This window comes from Ferrovibrio sp., from assembly GCF_017994015.1.
Classification (GTDB): Bacteria; Pseudomonadota; Alphaproteobacteria; order Ferrovibrionales; family Ferrovibrionaceae; genus Ferrovibrio.
This window is the reverse complement of sequence record NZ_JAGOLP010000024.1, coordinates 1-17,058: the sequence shown is the minus strand read 5'-3', so window position 1 is coordinate 17,058 and position 17,058 is coordinate 1. Positions and strand designations below refer to the sequence as shown.

14 protein-coding genes are annotated in these 17,058 nt (G+C 61.8%); 13 read left to right on the top strand and 1 reads right to left on the bottom strand.

The genetic code is table 11. The features are described 5' to 3' along the window. The first annotated feature begins 2 nt into the window (after positions 1-2). The 13 genes from KBB36_RS12665 (at position 3) to KBB36_RS12605 (ending at position 16,173) form a co-directional block, all read left to right on the top strand. On the top strand, positions 3-506 hold the full coding sequence (locus tag KBB36_RS12665) for a (2Fe-2S)-binding protein (protein WP_290981203.1): 504 nt from the start codon (positions 3-5) through the stop codon (positions 504-506). Next, entirely contained in the window at positions 503-2,893 is a 2,391-nt protein-coding gene (locus KBB36_RS12660) for a xanthine dehydrogenase family protein molybdopterin-binding subunit (protein ID WP_290981201.1), read from the top strand. Before KBB36_RS12665 ends, KBB36_RS12660 begins: the two co-directional genes overlap by 4 nt. Positions 2,894-3,052: 159 nt before the next feature. Then, positions 3,053-4,270: an amino acid ABC transporter substrate-binding protein gene (locus tag KBB36_RS12655; protein WP_290981199.1), complete on the top strand. Its 1,218-nt coding sequence runs from the start codon at positions 3,053-3,055 to the stop codon at positions 4,268-4,270. An 81-nt stretch (positions 4,271-4,351) separates the two neighbouring features. After that, positions 4,352-5,218, top strand: a complete 867-nt coding sequence (locus KBB36_RS12650) for a branched-chain amino acid ABC transporter permease (RefSeq protein ID WP_290981197.1) — start codon at positions 4,352-4,354, stop codon at positions 5,216-5,218. Next, positions 5,215-6,156: a branched-chain amino acid ABC transporter permease gene (locus tag KBB36_RS12645; RefSeq protein WP_290981194.1), complete on the top strand. Its 942-nt coding sequence runs from the start codon at positions 5,215-5,217 to the stop codon at positions 6,154-6,156. The genes KBB36_RS12650 and KBB36_RS12645 overlap by 4 nt, the downstream gene beginning before the upstream one ends. Next, on the top strand, positions 6,153-6,917 hold the full coding sequence (locus KBB36_RS12640) for an ABC transporter ATP-binding protein (RefSeq protein ID WP_290981192.1): 765 nt from the start codon (positions 6,153-6,155) through the stop codon (positions 6,915-6,917). Before KBB36_RS12645 ends, KBB36_RS12640 begins: the two co-directional genes overlap by 4 nt. Further along, the gene (locus KBB36_RS12635) at positions 6,901-7,623 is read left to right on the top strand and encodes an ABC transporter ATP-binding protein (protein ID WP_290981189.1); all 723 of its coding nucleotides are present in this window, start codon (positions 6,901-6,903) and stop codon (positions 7,621-7,623) included. The genes KBB36_RS12640 and KBB36_RS12635 overlap by 17 nt, the downstream gene beginning before the upstream one ends. A gap of 44 nt (positions 7,624-7,667) precedes the next feature. After that, the gene (locus tag KBB36_RS12630) at positions 7,668-8,420 is read left to right on the top strand and encodes a hypothetical protein (RefSeq protein ID WP_290981186.1); all 753 of its coding nucleotides are present in this window, start codon (positions 7,668-7,670) and stop codon (positions 8,418-8,420) included. 146 nt (positions 8,421-8,566) lie between these two features. Further along, positions 8,567-12,454 carry a trifunctional transcriptional regulator/proline dehydrogenase/L-glutamate gamma-semialdehyde dehydrogenase gene (gene putA / locus KBB36_RS12625; protein WP_290981183.1) on the top strand — a complete coding sequence of 1,296 codons (3,888 nt, stop codon included), beginning with the start codon at positions 8,567-8,569 and terminating at the stop codon, positions 12,452-12,454. Positions 12,455-12,512: 58 nt separating this feature from the next. Beyond that, positions 12,513-13,163 carry a helix-turn-helix domain-containing protein gene (locus KBB36_RS12620; RefSeq protein ID WP_290981180.1) on the top strand — a complete coding sequence of 217 codons (651 nt, stop codon included), beginning with the start codon at positions 12,513-12,515 and terminating at the stop codon, positions 13,161-13,163. 180 nt (positions 13,164-13,343) lie between these two features. Further along, a complete protein-coding gene (locus tag KBB36_RS12615; protein ID WP_290981178.1) occupies positions 13,344-14,441 on the top strand; it encodes an Ldh family oxidoreductase in 1,098 nt (365 codons plus the stop codon). Next, positions 14,438-15,094, top strand: coding sequence for a pyridoxamine 5'-phosphate oxidase family protein (locus tag KBB36_RS12610; protein ID WP_290981175.1), 657 nt, complete (start codon positions 14,438-14,440; stop codon positions 15,092-15,094). The genes KBB36_RS12615 and KBB36_RS12610 overlap by 4 nt, the downstream gene beginning before the upstream one ends. Before the next feature lie 62 nt (positions 15,095-15,156). Continuing rightward, positions 15,157-16,173, top strand: coding sequence for an NADP-dependent oxidoreductase (locus KBB36_RS12605; protein ID WP_290981172.1), 1,017 nt, complete (start codon positions 15,157-15,159; stop codon positions 16,171-16,173). A gap of 18 nt (positions 16,174-16,191) precedes the next feature. Here the strand turns inward: KBB36_RS12605 and KBB36_RS12600 are convergent. Beyond that, the coding region (locus tag KBB36_RS12600; RefSeq protein ID WP_290981169.1) for a hypothetical protein at positions 16,192-17,058 on the bottom strand (867 nt) is incomplete at its 5' end.

Sequence of the window (17,058 nt, the reverse complement as noted above, 5' to 3'; positions counted from 1 at the left end):
GTATGGAAGCGCGCCTGATTACTCTCACTCTCAACGGCCAGCCTTTGCAGGCGATGGCCGAGCCGCGTATGCATCTGGCTGATTTTCTGCGCCAGGCGGCGGTTTTGCCCAGTGTGCGCGTGAGTTGCGAATATGGCGTTTGCGGCTGTTGTTCGCTGCTGCTGAATGGCGAGGTAGTGCGTGGCTGCCTGGTGCTGGCGGTGCAGGCCGATGGTGCCGAGATCGGCACGCTGGAAGGCCTGAACCAGAGCGGCGCCATCGCCGATCTGCAAGAGAGTTTCGTGCGCCGCAATGCCATGCAATGCGGCTATTGCACGCCGGCCATGCTGCTCACGGCGCAGGAATTGCTCGCCGCTGATCCTGATCCGAGCCGCGAGGCAGTGCGCGAACATCTCTCCGGCAATTACTGCCGCTGCACCGGCTATCACGCCATCGTGGATGCAGTGATGGAAACCGCAGCGACGCGCCGGCAAGCAATGCCAGCCAAGGCGGGAGACGCGGCATGAGCGTCGACAATGACCTGAAGCAGCTGGTCGGCATTCACGGCACTTATATCGGCAAGCCGCTGCCTCGGCCCAATGCGCCGCGCTTGGCGCAGGGTGCTGCGCGTTACACGCCGGATATCACTCTGCCCGGCATGCTGCATGTGGTTTTTATCCGCAGCCCCTATGCTCATGCCCGTATCCGGGGCTTCAATGCGGCGGCAGCCTTGCAGGCGCCGGGTGTGGCGGCAGTGGTCACGGGCCGCGAGCTGGCCGCCATCGCCAAGCCGATGGTGGCGCGGCTGGAGCATCTGCCCGGTCTGAAAGCGCCGCCGCAATATCCGATGGCGGTCGAGGTGGCGCGGCATCAGGGCGAGGCGGTGGCCGCCGTGCTGGCGTTCAGCCGTGCCCAGGCCGAGGATGCCGCCGATCTGGTGGAGATCGACTGGCAGGAATTGCCAGCCATTGTGGATCCGGCAGCGGCCTTGCTGCCCGATGCGCCTGTGCTGCATGCTGAGCTGGGCGATAATCTGGCATTCAGCGCCAAGGTGGATAAGGGCGATGTGGATGCCGCCTTTGCCCAGGCCAAGCTGACATTGCGCCGCGATTTCAGTTTTTCGCGCCATACCGGCGTGCCGTTGGAGCCACGCGCCATACTGGCGCAGTATGATGCCATCGAGCGGCGCCTGCTGGTGACACAATCAACCCAGACGCCGTATCAGAATCAGGCTGCCATCGCGGCGATCTATGGCTTGCGCGAAAGCGATATCCAGGTTGAGGCGCCCGATGTGGGCGGTTCCTTCGGTGTCAAGCTGCATACCTATGCCGACGAGATGGCGGTTTGTGGCCTGGCCCTGCTGTTGAAGCGGCCGGTGAAATTTGTTTCCGATCGGCTGGAAAGTTTTGTCAGCGACATTCAGGCGCGTGGTCAGGACGTGAGCGCCGGCATTGCCGTGGCCGAGGATGGCCGTGTGCTGGCCTATGATGTGGATGCGCTGAGCGGCATCGGGCCTTATTCGGTCTATCCGCGCACCTCAACCCTGGAAGGTATCCAGGTGATGAGCCTGACCGGCTCGTGCTACAATATGGATGCGTATCGCGCCCGTTTGCGCCTGGCGTTTCAGAACAAGCCGCCGATGGGCGCTTATCGTGCCGTGGGTCATCCCATCGTGGTGGCGCTGAGCGAATTGCTGCTTGATTCGGCGGCGCGCCGTCTCGGTATCGATCCAGTGGATATCCGGCGCCGCAACCTGCTGCGCGACGAGCAATATCCCTTCACCACATTGAGCGGTATGGTATTTGAGCGGCTGTCGCATCATCAATGCCTGGATAAGCTGGTGCAGATGATGGATTACGATGCCCTGCGCCGCGATCAGGCAGAGTGCCGTGCGCGGGGGATCTATCGCGGCATTGGCCTTGCCGCCGTGGTGGAATTGACCAACCCCGGGCCGGCTGCCTACAGCCCGGGGCAGGTGCGTATCTCGGCCCAGGATGGCTGCCAGATCAGATTGCAGCCGGATGGCCGCATCCATTGCGCCATCAGCATCACCGAACAAGGCCAGGGCAATATCGCCGCTATCACCCAGGTGGTGGCCGATGTGCTGGGCGTGCGGCCGGCGGATATCCGGGTGGAAATGGGCAGCACTGCCACCACACCCTATGGCGGCGGCACTTATGGTTCGCGCGGCGCCGGTGTGGGCGGCGAGGCGGCCTTGCGGGCGGCGGGCAAACTGCGCGCCAGCCTGCTGCGGATCGCCGGCGCACTGTTGCAGGCGGCACCGGAAAGCCTGGAATTGCGCGATGGCATGGTAAGCACGGCCGGCGGCACGGCGCGTATTGATCTGGCCGAGATTGGCCGCATCGCCTATTTCCGCCCGGATACATTGCCGCGCGATCTGCAACCGGATTTGAGCGCCAGCGGGCATTTCACGCAGCTTTCCAATACCTTTGTGTTCACAAACGGCTTTCAGGCCAGCTACCTGGAAGTGGATGTGGAAAGCGGCTTCGTGAAGTTGTTGAAGCATTGGGCGGTGGAGGATTGTGGCCGCATCATCAATCCTTTGCTGGTGGACGAGCAGATGCGCGGCGGCATCGTGCAGGGCATTGGCGGTGCGCTCTATGAAGCCTGCCTTTATGATGAAAACGGCCAGATGCTGAATGGCAGCCTGGTGGATTATCTGGTGCCGATGGCGGCGGAATTGCCTGATATCGAGATCGGCCATGTGGAAACGCCAACGCTCACCTCGCTGCTCGGCGCCAAGGGGGCGGGTGAAGCCGGTACAGCCGGCGCACCTGCCGCCGTGCTGAATGCAATCAATGATGCCTTGTCGGGCTTCGATGTCGAGATTTTCTCGATGCCGGCAACACCGGAGATGATCCTGCGCGCCCTAGGCCGGTTGCCGCGCGAATAAGCATATTTTCTGCCATCTGCCGAAGCGATTGGCGGGCGGGTTGGTTTTCATCAGAGCGTTGCTGAAATGGCAACACAGAATGCAAAATATTGATCTTGTCGCATTGCTCCACAACGCGCTACCAAAGTGTGGGATAAGAAAAACGAACAGGAGAGTTATATGACCATTAAAGGCTTTCTCTCGCGTCGCCAGCTCGGCTGTCGGCTTGGCGTCGCGGCAATCTCCGTTTCGCTCGCCGGCCCGGCGCTGGCGCAGGATGTGATCAAGATCGGCGCCCCGCTGCCGCTGACTGGTCCGCTCTCCCCCGAAGGTGTGAAGCAGCAGGAAGGTTATAACCTGTGGGCCGAGACCGCCAATGCCAAGGGCGGCATCAAGGTGGGCGGCAAGGCCTACAAGGTTGAACTGGTCTATGCCGATTATGCCTCCAACACGCCACGTGCGGTGCAGACCGCGGAGCGCCTGATCAGCGAAGACAAGGTGAATTTCCTGTTCTCGCCGTTTGGCTCCGGCGCCGCCAAGGCGGCCAGCGGCGTATCCGAGAAATATGGCATCCCCACCATCGCTGCCACGGCATCGTCCGAGCAGGTCTATGACCAGGGCTACAAGTATCTGTTCGGCACCTTCACGCCGAATCAGACCCTGACCGAGCCGCTGGCCAATCTGGTGGTGGCCAAGGACAGCAAGATCAAGCGCGTTGCCATCCTGGCGCGCAACGATCTGTTCCCGCTCGCCATTGCGCAGGAAATGGAGAAGTCGGCCAAGTCGCGTAATCTCGATGTTGTGATGTTCGAGAAATACGCCATCGGCACCATGGATCATGCCTCGGCGATCACCCAGATGCGCGGCGCCAAGCCGGATTGGGTGTTTGCCACCGGCTATATCAACGACCTGATCCTGATCCGCAAACAGATGAAGGATCTCGGCATCAAGGCGCCGGTGGTGACCATGATTGCCGGCCCGGCTTATCAGGAATTCATCGATGCTGCCGGCCCGCAGGCCGAGAATATCTCCTCGGCGGCCTGGTGGCATCCGGCGGTGCGCTACAAGGGCACGGATATTTTCGGCACCACTGAGCAGTTCAATGCGCTGTGGAAGAGCAAGTACAAGACTGATCCGGATTACGCCCAGGCTTCGGCAGCGGCGGCCGGCGCAGTGTTGCAGCTTGGCATCGAGAAGGCCGGCACCCTCGATCCGGCCAAGGTGCGCGATGCCCTGGCCAGCCTTGACGTGACCACCTTCTATGGCCAGGTCAAGTTCGGTGCCACCGGCCAGATCACCTCGCTGGAGCCGCCGGTATTCCAGATTCAGGGTGGCAAGACCATGGTGATCTATCCCGAGGTCATCAAGCAGGCCGATTTCAAATTCGGCACCAATTGATCCTGGCGCTTTACGGAGCAGAGGGCGTGCAAGCGCCCTCTGCCTCCAGGATGTGTTCCCTATGCCGGATCGGATGACCTCATGATCTATTTCCAAGTTCTTGCGAACGGACTGGTGCTGGGCGGGCTTTATGCCTGCATCGCGGTTGGCTTCTCCCTGGTCTGGGGTGTGCTGAACGTGATCAACATCCTGCACGGCTCGTTCATCGTGCTCGGCTCGTATGTAGCCTATTTCGCCTACACCGCCTTTGGCATCCATCCGTTTTTCTCAGTGGTTATAGCCGGCGCGCTGCTCTACGGCTTCGGCTATGCCATTCAGGCCGGCCTGGTCAACCGGGTGCTGGCTGCGCCGGTGCTGATGACCCTGACGCTCACCTTCGGCCTCGATCTGCTGCTCAACAACGCCATGCTCGTTGCCTTCAAGGCGGATTACCGCAAGCTGGTGCTGGAAAATCCGCTTGGTGAATTGGAGTTCGGCCCGATCTACATGCCGCTGGATCGTGTTGCCGCCATGGCGCTGGCGATTCTGCTTACGCTGTTGCTCTATCGCCTGTTGCGCGACAGCAAGATCGGCCGCGCCATTGTGGCGGTGCGTATGGATCGTGAGGCCGCCGCGCTGATGGGCGTAAATGTCAGTCGGATCAATGCCGTCACCTTTGGCCTCGGTGCGCTGATGGCGGGTGCCGCCGGCAGCCTGCTCAGCATCATCTATCCGATTTCGCCGCTCAATTCCGGCATGTTCCTCGGCAAGTCATTTGTCATTTGCGTGCTGGGCGGCCTGGGCAGTGTGCCTGGTGCGCTGATCGGCGGCCTGGCGCTGGGCGTGATCGAAAGCTTCAGTGCGATCTGGTTCGGGCCAGAACATGCCGTGACGATTTCCTTTGTGCTGCTGATCCTGATCCTGATTTTCCGGCCAGCCGGCCTGATCGGCAAGCGGGGGTATGAATGAAAAACCGGCTTCTCCTGATCCTGCCTTTGCTGCTGTTTGTTGCGGTGCTGGCGCTGGTGCCGCTCTTCGGCAACAACTACCTGCTGCGCTTGGCCACCATCATGTGCATGTATGCCGGCCTGGCTTTGTCGTGGAACATCATCGGCGGCATGGCTGGCTATCCGTCCTTTGCCACGGCTGCCTTCTTCGGCCTGGGCGCCTATGTCTCGGGTGTGTTGCAGAGTATGGGAACGCCGATGGTGCTGGCCTGGTTCTCGGCCGGCCTGTTCACCATGATCTTCGCTGCATTGATGGGCATGGCGATCCTGCATCTCAAAGGGCATTACTTCGCCATTGCCAGCCTGGCGATTGCCGAAGTGCTGCGCGAGGTGGTGAATTCCGCCGGCGACCTGACGGGCGGCGGCATGGGCCTTAACCTGCCGATTCTGGCTTTGCCGGTGGATGCGCAGGCGCGTTTCTTCTTTGCTGTGATGCTGGCCATGGCGGTTTTGCTGATCGTGATGAATATCGTGGTCAGCCGCAGCAAGCTTGGCTTCGGGCTGAATTGCATCAATCAGAACGAAGACGCCGCCAATATTCTCGGCGTCAACACCACGCTCTACAAGGTAACCGCCTTCGCGCTTTCGGCCGTCGGTGTTGGTATCATCGGCGCCATCTATGCTTCCTGGGTGCATTATATCGAACCGCCGGATGTGTTCGATATTCTCTATTCGGTGAAGCCGCTGGTGATGGTGCTGCTGGGTGGGCTTGGCACCATCTATGGGCCGGTGCTGGGCGCCTTTGTCTATCTGGCATTGGAAGAACTGGTCTGGCGCAATTTCCTCACCGTGCATGCCGCCGTGCTTGGCCTGCTGATCGTGGTGCTGGTGCTGTTCCTGCCCAATGGCCTGCTGGCGCTGATCCGTGAGCGTTTGCCCAAGAAGGAGGTGCGCTCATGACCGAGGTTCTGCGGCTGCAAGGCGCATCGCGCCGCTTCGGCGGGTTGATGGCGCTGAACAATGTCAGCTTCGCGGTGCAGGAAGGCGAAGTGCTGGGGCTGCTGGGGCCGAATGGCGCCGGCAAGACCACGCTGGTGAATGTTGTCACCGGCGTGCATCCCGCCAGCCAGGGCCAGGTGTTTTTCCAGGGTGCCGATATCACCAAGCGCGCCCCACACCAGATTGCCCGGCTTGGTTTGGCGCGCACATTCCAGATTGTGCAGCCATTCCCCAAGATGACGGTGATCGAGAATGTGGCGGCTGGCGCGTTGTTTGCCGGCCGGGCCGGCGGCATGGCTGAAGCTTTCGATCAGGCGCGCAAGCATATCTCCTTCACCGGCCTGGATGATGTGGCCGACAAGCCGGCTTCCACGCTGACCCTGGCCAAGCGTAAGCGGCTGGAATTCGCCAAGGGCCTGGCGATGAATCCGAAGCTGCTGATGCTGGATGAAGTGAATGCCGGCCTCAATTCCACCGAGGTGGACGATGCCCTGGCGTTGATCCGCAAGATCGCCGCCCAGGGCGTCACGATCATCATCATCGAGCATATCATGAAGGTGGTGCTATCGGTCTCCAGCCGGCTTGTGGTGCTGCATCATGGCGAACTGATTGCTGATGGCGTGCCTGAGAAAGTGACCCGTGACCGCAAGGTGATCGAAGCCTATCTGGGCAAAAAATATGCTCAAATTCTGGGAGGCGAAGGCGATGTCGTCGAAGCCTAAATTAGCCGTTCAGGCTTTGCAGGCCGGTTATGGCGATGTGCAGGTGCTGTGGGATATTTCGCTGGAGGTGTTTCCAGGCGAGATCGTTTGCATCGTCGGCTCCAACGGTGCCGGCAAAAGCACCTTCCTGCGCTGCGCCTCCGGCCTGATCGTGCCGCGCGGCGGCAGCTTCACCATTGATGGCAAGGATATGAGCCGCGCCGGGCCGGCAGCAATCCTGCAATCGGGCGTGGCGCATGTGCCGGAAGGCCGGCGCCTGTTCCAGGCCATGAGTGTGCGCGACAATCTGCTGATGGGCGCCTATTTACGCGACGACAAGGCCGAGGTGCTGCGCGATCTGGAAAAGATCTACGAGATATTCCCGATCCTGGCTGATCGCCGCAACCAGTCGGGCGGCACGCTTTCCGGCGGCGAGCAGCAGATGTGCGCCATTGGTCGCGGCATCATGGGGCGGCCGGAATTGCTGATGATTGACGAATTGTCGCTGGGTCTGGCGCCGCGCGCGGTGGAATTGCTCACCGATGCCCTGCGCCGGATCAATAAGGCCGGTGTGGCCATCCTGCTGATCGAACAGGATGTGATGAATGCGCTGGAACTGGCTGACCGGGCTTATGTGTTCGACCGGGGCCGGGTGGTGAAATCCGGTATTTCGGCCGATATCGCCAAGGATCCAGCGGTGCGTGAAGCCTATATGGGCGCGCTCTGATTTTTTAAGCGCGCTGCGGCGCGGATTGGCAAGGAGAGATGAGTATGGCTGAGGTGTTGCGTTTCGCCGAGGGCGGCTACCGCTTCGTCAAAGGTGTGTTCCAGTATTCCGCCGGCGTGGCTGCCGAGCCGGGCTTTGTGATCGAACGGGCGCGTTTTGATCGCCCGGTGCTTTTGGCCGATGGCTTTGCCGCCATCGCGGCGCATCTCAAGCAGCTGGGCCGACCGCTCACCGCTTTCTGCGCCTGCGAATTGCGCTCGCCGGCGCCCTTCGATGATGCGGGCTTCGAAGCTTTCAATCGTGGCTATATCAAGCCGCTGGAAGAATGGGGCATCTTCCGCGATGGCCTGAATCCGATTGCGCGCAGCAATGTCTGCCCGGAGATCGAAAAGCCTGCCGCCCCCAGCTTCTATGCCTTTTCCTACACGATGCCGGCTGGCGGCGACACGCGGCCCAGCTTTGTGGTGGCCGGCAGCGGTGAATCGCCGGAAGGCAATGCCAGCTATGCCGAAAAGGGCATCCGCATCGGCGAGCAGACGCCGGATGCGCTGCGCGAGAAGGCACAGTTTGTGCTGGCAGAAATGGAGCGCCGTATGGCGGCCCTGGGCTATGGCTGGCGCGATACCACAGCAAGCCAAGTCTACACCGTGTTCGATCTGCATCCTTTCCTGGCCGATGAGATCGTGAAGCGCGGCGCAGCCTCGGCCGGCCTGACCTGGCAATTCTGCCGGCCGCCGCTGGATGTGCTGGATTACGAGATGGATGTGCGCGGCGTGCGGCGTGAATTGGTGCTCTGAGACAATCTCCACCACCGAAAAATCCAAGCCAGGGATCGCGGTCCCTGGCTTTTTCTATTCAAATACAATGCTTTATAAAATATTTGACAAGGTTGCTCCAATTGTGAATTTTAGGTGCAACCTAATTTAACTGAACGGTGTTACCAATGGCCGTGACCACGCTTGGCGTCAAGGTGGACGAGGATCTCAAACTGCGGCTGAAAAAGGCCGCCGACCGTATAGACCGTTCGCCGCATTGGCTGATCAAGCAGGCCATGCTGACGGCGCTGGAGCGGATCGAGCGTGGCGAGACTGCCGATTTCCTGCTGGGCGGTGGGCCGGGGCTGGATGTGGAAGTGCAGGAAGCCGGCTTGGCTGAGGCAGCGCCGACACCGTTTCTGGAATTCGCCCAGTCGGTGCGGCCGCAGAATGTGTTGCGCGCCCGGATCACGGCGGCCTATCGCCGGCCGGAGCTGGAATGTTTGCCGCTGCTGCTAAGTCAGGCCACGCTGCCGGCAAGCCGCGCCGAAGCGGCAAGTTCGCTGGCGCGGCGGTTGGTTGAAAAGCTGCGACGCAAGCGCCAGGCCGGTGGCGGCGTGGAGGCGCTGATCCATGAATATTCGCTTTCCAGCCAGGAAGGCGTGGCGCTGATGTGCCTGGCGGAAGCCCTGCTGCGCATCCCTGATCGCGCCACCCGCGATGCGCTGATCCGCGACAAGATCGGCGAGGGCGACTGGCAGGGCCATCTCGGCCATAGTCCATCGCTCTTTGTCAACGCCGCCACCTGGGGCCTGCTGATCACCGGCAAGCTGACCAGCACCAGCAGCGACACCTCGTTATCCTCGGCGCTGACCCGCCTGGTGGCGCGTGGTGGCGAGCCGCTGATCCGCAAGGGCGTGGATATCGCCATGCGCATGATGGGCGAACAATTTGTGGCTGGCCGCAGCATTGCCGAGGCTCTGGCCAATAGCCGAACATTGGAGGCCAAGGGATTCCGCCATTCCTATGACATGCTGGGCGAGGCGGCGATGACGGCGGCGGATGCCGAGCGCTATTTCGCAGCCTATGAGCGCGCCATTCACAGCATCGGCAAGGTGGCGGCGCGGCGCGGCATTTATCAAGGCCCCGGCATTTCGATCAAGCTGTCGGCGCTGCATCCGCGCTACAGCCGGGCGCAATGGGACCGAGTGCAGGCCGAATTGCTGCCGCGCCTCAAGGCATTGGCCATGCTGGCGCGGCACTACGATATCGGCATGAATATCGATGCCGAGGAGGCGGATCGGCTGGATATCTCGCTCGATCTGCTGGAAGCATTGTGTTTCGATGCCGATCTGGCGGGCTGGAGCGGCATCGGCTTTGTGGTGCAGGCTTATCAGAAACGTGCCCCCTTTGTGATCGATTATCTGATCGACCTGGCCCGGCGCAGCAATCGCCGCCTGATGCTGCGGCTGGTCAAGGGTGCCTACTGGGACAGCGAGATCAAGCGCGCCCAGATTGATGGGCTGGAGGATTTCCCGGTCTATACCCGCAAGCTGCATACCGACGTGTCTTTCATCGCCTGCGCCCGCAAGATGCTGGCGGCGCCGGATGCGATCTATCCACAATTCGCCACCCATAATGCCCGCACACTGGCCACTATCCATGCCATGGCGGGCGAGAATTACTATGAAGGGCAATATGAATTCCAATGCCTGCATGGCATGGGCGAGCCGCTCTATGAGGAAGTAGTGGGTGTTGGTGCGCTGAACCGGCCTTGCCGCATCTATGCGCCGGTGGGCAGCCATGAAAGCCTGCTGCCCTATCTGGTGCGCCGCCTGCTGGAAAACGGCGCCAATACCTCTTTTGTCAACCAGATATACGATGAGCGTATCGCCCTGGAGCAATTGATTGCCGATCCGGTGGAACTGGCAAGGCAGATCGAGCCGCTGGGCGCGCCACATCCAAAAATCCAGTTGCCGCGCGCCATCCTGGGAACACGCAAGCTGGCTGCCGGGCTTGATCTGAGCAACGAGCAGGTGCTGGCAGCGTTGGCGGCCGCCCTGCTAGGCAGCCTGGAACGGCAATATCATGCCGCGCCGCTGCTGGCGCAAAACCATCCTATGGCGCCGGCAACGTCCCAGCCGGCCACATCCCAGCCGGTGCGCAATCCGGCATTGCAGGCTGATCTGGTGGGCCATGTGAGCGAGGCGACGCCGGAGCAGGTGAGCGTAGCCGTAGGCATGGCCGTGGCCGAGGCGCCGGTTTGGCAGGCCACGCCGCCTGAGCAGCGCGCCGCCTGCCTGCTGCGCGCCGCCGATCTGCTGGAAAATCGCATGCCGCATCTGCTCGGCCTGATCGTGCGCGAGGCCGGCAAATCCCTGCCGAACGCGATTGCTGAAGTGCGCGAGGCCGTGGATTTCCTGCGTTATTACGCGGCTGATGTGGCAGCGCATTTTGGCAACCACACGCATCGCCCGCTGGGGCCGGTGGCCTGTATCAGCCCGTGGAATTTCCCGCTGGCGATTTTCATCGGCCAGGTGGCGGCGGCTTTGGCGGCTGGTAATGCGGTGCTGGCCAAGCCGGCCGAGGAAACGCCGCTGATTGCCGCCGAGGCGGTGCGCCTGCTGCGCGAGGCCGGCTTGCCGCCCGGGGCGCTGCAATTGCTGCCTGGCGATGGCGGCATCGGCGCTGCGCTGGTGGCCGATCCACGCATCCAGGGCGTGGTGTTTACCGGCTCGACCCAGGCGGCGCGCAGCATCCAGGCTGCATTGGCGCAGCGCCTCACCGATGCTGGACAGCCGGTGCCGCTGATCGCCGAAACCGGCGGGCTCAATGCAATGATCGTCGATTCCTCGGCCTTGCCCGAACAGGTGGTGGCCGATGCCATTGCTTCGGCCTTTGATTCCGCCGGTCAGCGTTGTTCGGCCTTGCGGCTGCTTTGCTTGCAGGAAGATATCGCGGATGCCGTGCTGACCATGTTGCGTGGCGCGATGGATCAACTCAGTGTTGGCGCGCCGGACAAGCTGTCGGTGGATGTTGGCCCGGTGATCAGCGTGGCGGCGCGGCGCGGCATCCTGAATCATATCGAGGCAATGCGGAAGGCCGGCCATAGGGTGTATCAGGCAGCATTGCCGGCATCGGCACGCCACGGCACCTTTGTGGCCCCGACCCTGATCGAGATTGCCGCCGTGGCAGATGTGCAGCAGGAAGTTTTTGGCCCGGTGCTGCATGTGCTGCGTTTCCGTCGCAGCGAGATAGCGGCTTTGCAGGCGGCGGTGAATGCCTCGGGTTATGGCCTTACCTTCGGCATCCATAGCCGCATTGATGAAACCATCACGCAACTGGCGCAGCATTCGGCGGCCGGTAATGTTTATGTCAACCGCAATGTGATTGGCGCCGTGGTGGGGGTGCAGCCCTTTGGCGGCCACGGCCTTTCCGGCACCGGGCCGAAGGCCGGCGGGCCGCTCTATCTGCGCCGGCTGCTGGCACAGTTGCCGGCGTCACTACCCGTGTCCGGTAAGGCGCCGGCAGTGGCGCAGCAATTTCACGATTGGCTGCTGGCGGCTGGCGAAACGGCGCTGGCGGCGCGCTGCCGGCGCTATATCGCGCACAGCCCCTATGGCGCGGCGCTTGAACTGGCCGGCCCGGTGGGCGAGCGTAACCAGTATCGTTTGTTGCCGCGTGGCCTGATCCGCGCTGTGGCACAAAGCCGCCAGGGCCTGTTGCTGCAAGTGGCGGCGGCCTTGGCCAGCGGTAACAGGTTGCAGGCTGAAGCGGCGCCGGATGTGCTTGCCGTGTTGCAGCAATTGCCGGAGGAGGTGCGCGCGGCATTGAAGCCGTCAGCAGTAGCAGCGGCAGACTTGGTGTTGTTTGAGGGCGATGGCGATGCCTTGCGTCGGCTGGCGCTGGATTTGGCGGCGCAACCCGGGGCGATTGTGCCGGTCTTCGGCATTCCCGTCCTTTCAGGCGAATTCCCGTCCGAGGATTATGCGCTGGAATGGCTTTGCGCCGAATATTGCATCAGCACCAACACGGCGGCGGCCGGCGGTAATGCCAATCTGATGACCATCGGCTAGACAACTTGCCAGGCCGGCAAATTTTCTCTACATGCAAATGGCAATGTAGGGAGTTTTCATGAGTCAGGCCAAGGCTGTCGCCAAGCAGATCGGCGCGCATATTCGTGCGGCGCGGCGCGAGCGCGGCCTGACCTTGCAGCAGCTGGGCGCGCTGACCAATCTATCCGCCGCCTTCCTGTCGCGTATTGAGCGCGGCGAAGCAGGGGCTTCCATTGCCAACCTGATTGCGGTGGCCGGCTGTTTTGATATGCCCCTGCGGGATCTGTTCGAGCCCGGCGGCAGCAAGCCGGCACGGCAATATTCGATTTCGCGCCGCGCCGAGCGCAAGGCCGAGCCGCCGGTGAAGGCCAAGGGCTATGCCTATCATCATCTCTCGGATCAGCTGCCGGAGCCGGAAATCAGCGCCTTTCTTCTCGAATTTCCGGTGGGAGGCGAGCGCGATGTGGTGCTGCTGAGCCATCCCGGCGAGGAAATTCTCTATCTGCTGGAAGGCCGGATTGAATTTCAGATCGATAGCGAGCGCTTCACGCTTGAGGCCGGCGATAGTGTGCATTTCAATTGCGAATTGCCGCATATGGGCCGCAATATCGGCAAGCTGCCGGCGCGTATGCTGATGGCGGTGACGCCGGCGCATGTGCATCCGCAGGCCCATCCCCCGGCCAAGCCCCAGGTCAAACATCTGGCCAAGGCCAAGACAAACCGCCGCTGACCCTTTCCCGACGATTGGCTGAGCCGCGCCCCTCGCAAAGAGGGGCCGGTAGCGCTCTTGCATATATTGCTGTTGCAAATCCATTTGCATCATATGCAAATCCATGTAAGTATCCTGACAAATTTGCATGTGATGCAAATTCTGGATTCCCGGTTTGCTAAAGCGAAAGGAAGACGCAGGATGGAAGACACGATCAGGATGAGCTTGGCCGAGGTGCGTGCCACGGCTTTGGCGGCGCTGGCGGCGCAGGGTTTCAGCCCGGCCCATGCCGAAGCGATTGCCAATACCGTGACCATGGCCGAGCGCGATGAATGCCGCCATCACGGCCTCTTCCGCATGGCCTTCTATGTGAACGCGCTGCGTGCCGGCCAGGCTTCGCCGGATGCCGTGCCGACGCTGAGCGACCTCGCGCCAGGTGTGGTGAAAGTGGATGCGCATGGCGGCTTTTCGCCCTTGGCGCTGGAAGTGGGCCATCAGCCGCTGGCAGAGCGGGCGCGCAGCCAGGGCATTGCCGCGCTGGCGGTGAATAACGCGCTCAATGTTGCCGCCCTGTGGCCGGAGGTGGAGCGGCTGGCCGAGGAGGGCCTGGTAGCTTTTGCCTATGTCTCGGCTATTCCTTATGTGGCACCGGCCGGCGGCATCAAGCCGCTGTTTGGCACCAATCCGATGGCCTTTGCCTGGCCGCGCGCCAACCATCCGCCACTGGTATTCGACCAGGCTTCCAGCGCCAGCGCGCGCGGCGAAATCCAGATTCGTCTACGCGATGGCAAGGCGCTGCCCGAAGGCTGGGCGATTGGCCCGGATGGCCAGCCGACCACGGATCCCAAAGTGGCGTTGGCCGGTGCGCAATTGCCCTTCGGCGGCCATAAGGGCTCGTGTATCGCGCTGATGGTGGAATTGCTGGCCGGCCCGCTGGTGGGCGATGTGCTGAGCTATGAAGCCGGCGAACGCGACAAGGCCAATACCGGTGCGCCCTGCGGCGGTGAATTGGTGATTGCCATCGATCCGCTGCGCTGCATGGCTGGCGGCAATCGGGAAGCACAATTGGCGCATGGCGAAAAGCTGTTTGAGCGTTTGCTGGAGCAGGAAGGCGCCCGGCTGCCATCCGACCGGCGTTATGAGGCGCGTAAGCGCACGGCGGTGGAGGGCGTGCTGGTGCCGCGTTCGCTGCACGAAACCTTGCAGGATTTCTGCGCCGGCAAGGGCGCGGCCAAACTGGCGGCCTATGAAGGCGACATGTTGCTGCATGAACAGCAGATTAAGAGTGCCAAAGCATGAGCAACAGCAGCTATGCACCAACCGAACTGACCCGGCTGCATCGACGGCCGGATCGCGGCTCGTATGATCGCGCATTGATCCATGCCATCCTGGATGAAGCCCTGGTCTGCCATGTCGGCTTTGTGCTGGAAGGACGCCCGCATGTCATCCCGACCTCGATCCTGCGCCAGGGCGAGTATGTTTATATCCATGGCAGCCCGAATAACCGCATGCTGAGCGCGCTGGCTGATGGTGCACCGGCCTGTATCGAAGTGACCCTGGTTGATTCCCTGGTCGCCGGCCGTTCGGGTTTTGGTTGCAGCATGGATTACCGTTCGGTGGTGATTTATGCCTGCGGCGAACGTGTTGAAGGCGCGGAAAAGCCGGCCATCATCGATGCCATCGTGCAGGATTTGATCCCAGGCCATAAGGTGCGGGCACCAAAGCAGAAGGAGCTGGATGCCACGCTGGTGTTGCGCTTTCCGTTGCAGGAAGTGTCAGCCAAGGTGCGGGATCGCGGCGTGATCGATGTGGAGGAAGATTATGCCCGCGACGATCTCTGGGCTGGCGTGATTCCGCTGCGCATCACGGCTGGTGCGCCGCAGGATGATACGCGGCTGAAGCCAGGTATCGCCACGCCGGATTTCGCCAAGCACTATCACCGAGGGCGTTGATGCATTGACTTACTTCTGTGCAAGTCCTACCTCTGAGGCAGATTTGCATAGCGGAGGGGACAATGACGGATAACCGGAAATGGGTGCTGGCGCGGCGCCCGGCTGTTGAGCCCGGTGTGGCGGATTTCAGGCTGGAGGTGGCGCCGCTGCCGCAGCAACTGGCACCCGGCGAAGTGCTGGTGCGCACCAAATTCCTCTCGCTTGATCCGTATATGCGCTGGCGCATGAACGACGCCAAGTCCTATGCCCGCCCGGTGGCTCTGGGCGAGGTGATGGTGGGTACCACGGTGGGCGAAGTGGTGCGCTCGGAGAGCGCCGATTATGCGCCGGGCGATTTGGTGGTGGGCGCGGGTGGCTGGCAGGAATATGCCGTGTTGCCGGTTGCCGGCTTGCGCAAACTGGATGCGGCGGCGGCGCCACTTCCCACGGCTTTGGGCAGCCTGGGCATGCCGGGCTTCACAGCTTATGCCGGCCTGATGAAAATTGGCCAGCCCAAGGCCGGCGAAACTGTGGTGGTGGCTGCCGCTACTGGCCCGGTGGGCGCGATGGTGGGGCAATTGGCACGGTTGCAGGGCTGCCGCACGGTGGCTATCGCTGGCGGCGCCGAGAAATGTGCTTATGCGCTGGAGACTTTGAAGTTTGATGCCGCCCTGGATCATCGCGATCCGGCATTTGCAGAGAAGCTGGCTGCCGCTTGCCCGCAGGGTATTGATGTTTATTTTGAGAATGTCGGCGGCAAAGTGTGGGATGCGGTGATCCCGCTGCTGAATGATTTTGCCCGCATCCCGGTTTGTGGCCTGATCTCGCAATATAATCTTGGCAATGCCGCCGATGGCGCCACGCCGATGACCGCGCTGATGCGCGATATATTGGTGAAGCGCCTGCTGTTGCGCGGCTTCATCGTCACCGATTTTGTAGAATATCGCGATGAATTCCTGCGTTATGCCACGCCGCTGGTGGCAGATGGCACGCTACAGGTGCGTGAGGATATCGTTGATGGCATGGAAAATACGCCCGAAGCCTTTATCGGCCTGTTGGCCGGGCGCAATTTTGGCAAGCTGATCGTCAGGTTTGCCTGACGATCAGCCGCCGGCAGGCTAATCCGTGTCCGGGTGGAGCACAAAATCCACCCGGTCATGTTCGCGGGCGCGCAGCAGAAAATCGCAAACCCGCACGATCTGTGAATCAAGCATCTCGCGGCCATAGACCGTCAGGCAGCCGCTGGCCTCCGCGATGCGCAGCAGCTTGGTGCGATCCGGGTCCATGATTGCATCCATCACCACTACATGGCTTGGAATTGTGCTCGCCGTGATGGGCGCCGCATTTTCATCCAGCATGCCGACCGGGCTGGCATTGATTAGCAAATCGATATCATCCAGTCGCGAGGCACCGATGCTGACATTCAGCGCCGGATAGGCGGCGGCAAGGCTGCTGCCCAGATTCTGCGCGCGTATGGTATCCGGTTCAACGATGCGCAAAGCTGCAATGCCTTTGCGTGCCAGTTCGGCGCCGATGGCAGCGCCAGCCCCGCCGGCCCCCAGCAATTGCACCCGTTTGCCCGGCATTTTCACCCCGCGCCGCTCAATGGCGGCAACGCAGCCAACACCATCGAACATTTCGCCCAGCCAGGCATCATCGCGGCAGCGTGCGATCACCGAAATGCTGTTGCTGATTCGCGCCATCGGCCCGATATGCTGTAAATGTGGCGCGATGCGGGTTTTGTGCGGCACTGTCACTACCAGGCCATCCAGATTGCCCAGCTTGAGCAATTGCGGAAACACGGCGTCGAAATCTTCCGGCCGGATATGGATCGGCAGCAGGATGGCGTCATGGCCGCGCTTGCGCAATTCATACGTTACGGTTTCCAGCGAGCGCGCCTGTTCGATCGGGTGGCCCAGAATGCCATAGAGCCGGGTGCGGCCGCTGACAAAATCGGCCGAACCCGGCTCTATGGCATTCTGGGC